Below are 1,006 nucleotides of genomic sequence, written 5' to 3'. Positions count from 1 at the left end.
CGGGCGGTACCGCCCGGGGTGCCTCGGTGGTTGCCAGGGCAAGGACCGGCATGCCAACATGCATCGCTTCCAGGAGGGAAAGTCCCAGCGACGTCCAGCGCATCGGGTGGACGTAAACCCGGCAGCGGGCCAGCTCCCGGTGCAGTTCCTGCGGTTTCAGGTCCCCCCGGACATGCAGCCGGGCATCGTCGAAACCCGACGCGGCGAGCAGGCCTTCGGTCTTCATCCCGAACACGTGCAGCGGTGCCACGGCGGCGAAGGCCGGCAACAGGTCCGTTCCGGTGACGCGTCCCCGCCGCACGGGCTCATTGACCACCACTGCCAGTTCGGGCAGTTCGCCGGTGTAAAGCGGACCCGGGTCCGGTATGCCGTGCTCGATCACCAGCGCTGGCGCTGACCCGTTGTCCCAGGCGAGCTTGTTGAAGTGGGTCACATGCACCAGCGGAATGCTGTCCTGATCGGCGAGCGGATGCCGGGTGAAGGGGAAGTTGCCTTTCGGGGTGTTGTGTTCCAGGTAGACGGCCGGGAGGTCGACGCCGGGACGCCGCCCCAAAGCCTGGTGGACTGCCTCGATTTCCTCCGGCCGTTGCAGCACGACGGCGTCCACGCTGTCGGCGTCGAGCTCCGCCAGCGGTACCTGCTGCACTGAGCCCGGCCACGGCCTTCCGGCGCGTCCCAGGCCCCACGGCCCGCCTTCCGGGAGTACCGGCAACAGGTATTCATGACGGCCCCGGACGAAGGCGTCCGTCCATGAACCGTGGACATGCCAGAGGAGGATTCTCATCGGCTGCGGTCCTTCCTGCGCGTGCTGAGATGGGTGCTTAACGAGGACACACCGCCGATCAGGCGCTCGACGGCGTGCATCACATCCTCCGGCGATACCGAATCCAGGCACGGGTGGCCGGGGACCGGGCAGATCCTTGCCCGGGTGAGCCGGCAGGCGGCGTTCTGGTCGCCAAGGAGTTCGAGGGGGACGCCATATGGGGCCCAGCGCACGGCAGGCACC

Annotated in this window: 1 protein-coding gene and 1 pseudogene; both read right to left on the bottom strand. The window is 68.1% G+C overall.

What is annotated here, in order from left to right; translation table 11 throughout:
- Nucleotides 1–784 (bottom strand): glycosyltransferase (locus DBR22_RS04055; RefSeq protein WP_108597901.1); only part of this gene is annotated, 784 nt, incomplete at its 3' end.
- Nucleotides 781–1,006 (bottom strand): annotated as a pseudogene (locus DBR22_RS24305) (glycosyltransferase family 9 protein); the annotation flags it as partial. The pseudogene DBR22_RS24305 and the gene DBR22_RS04055, both read right to left, overlap by 4 nt.

Origin of the sequence: Arthrobacter sp. HMWF013, from assembly GCF_003061105.1 — a bacterium.
Lineage (GTDB): Bacteria > Actinomycetota > Actinomycetes > Actinomycetales > Micrococcaceae > Arthrobacter.
This window is presented reverse-complemented; position numbering and strand designations above follow the sequence as displayed.